Source organism: Rathayibacter sp. AY2B9, assembly GCF_002931595.1.
GTDB lineage: Bacteria > Actinomycetota > Actinomycetes > Actinomycetales > Microbacteriaceae > Rathayibacter.
Window position 1 is genome coordinate 2019 of the sequence record NZ_PSUB01000033.1, and the last position, 1493, is coordinate 3511.

A 1493-nucleotide genomic window follows, 5' to 3' on the forward strand; every position below is an offset into this window, starting at 1 on the left:
CTGCCTTCGGGTGGCGGGGTCGACTCTCCGGATCCTTTTCTCACGCCTGGGTGTGTGGGAGAGGGATACCGCCCGTATTTTGAGAACTACACAGTGGACGCGAGCATCTTAGATTCACGGCTTCGGTCGTGGATCGACAAGATTCGCATGGCGCGGCTTTCGGGCTGCGGTCATGCAAATCATTGGATCTGCAACTTTTCGAGTTGTAGTTTCTTAACTCATGTGATTAGCAAGTTCATAAGAGCAAACGGTGAATGCCTTGGCATCTGGAGCCGAAGAAGGACGTCGTAATCTGCGATAAGCCTCGGGGAGCTGATAAACGAGCTGTGATCCGAGGATTTCCGAATGGGGAAACCCCGCCAGGCCCCTTGTGGTGACCTGGTGACTCCCGCCTGAATATATAGGGCGGGTAGAGGGAACGTGGGGAAGTGAAACATCTCAGTACCCACAGGAAGAGAAAACAACAGTGATTCCGTCAGTAGTGGCGAGCGAACGCGGAAGAGGCTAAACCGAGTCATGTGTGATACCCGGCAGGGGTTGCATGGCCGGGGTTGTGGGACTTTTCGTTCCGGTCTGCCGGCCGGTGAACGTTACAGCGCATCATAGACGAACAGGTTTGAACGCCTGGCCAGAGCGGGTGCGAGCCCCGTAGTCGAAATGGTGTTATGGCGTGAAGAGTATCCCAAGTAGCACGGGGCCCGAGAAATCCCGTGTGAATCTGTCAGGACCACCTGATAAGCCTAAATACTCCCAGATGACCGATAGCGGACAAGTACCGTGAGGGAAAGGTGAAAAGTACCCCGGGAGGGGAGTGAAATAGTACCTGAAACCGTTTGCTTACAAACCGTCGGAGCCTCCTTGTAGGGGTGACGGCGTGCCTTTTGAAGAATGAGCCTGCGAGTTAGTGCTCTGTGGCGAGGTTAACCCGTGTGGGGCAGCCGTAGCGAAAGCGAGTCCGAATAGGGCGATTCAGTCGCAGGGTCTAGACCCGAAGCGAAGTGATCTATCCATGGCCAGGTTGAAGCGACGGTAAGACGTCGTGGAGGACCGAACCCACTTCAGTTGAAAATGGAGGGGATGAGCTGTGGATAGGGGTGAAAGGCCAATCAAACTTCGTGATAGCTGGTTCTCTCCGAAATGCATTTAGGTGCAGCGTTGCGTGTTTCTTGCCGGAGGTAGAGCTACTGGATGGCCGATGGGGCCCAAAAGCTTACTGACGTCAGCCAAACTCCGAATGCCGGTAAGTGAGAGCGCAGCAGTGAGACTGTGGGGGATAAGCTTCATAGTCGAGAGGGAAACAACCCAGACCACCAACTAAGGTCCCTAAGCGCGTGCTAAGTGGGAAAGGATGTGGAGTTGCACAGACAACCAGGAGGTTGGCTTAGAAGCAGCCACCCTTGAAAGAGTGCGTAATAGCTCACTGGTCAAGTGATTCCGCGCCGACAATGTAACGGGGCTCAAGCACGCCACCGAAGTTGTGGCATTGACATTAA

The 1493-nt window shown here is 54.4% G+C and carries 1 rRNA gene (only partly in view); it reads left to right on the forward strand.

Annotation, left to right across the window (positions count from 1 at the left end):
- Positions 1-227 precede the first annotated feature (227 nt).
- Positions 228-1493, forward strand: a 23S ribosomal RNA gene (locus C5C25_RS16095) (it continues 1919 nt past the right edge of the window).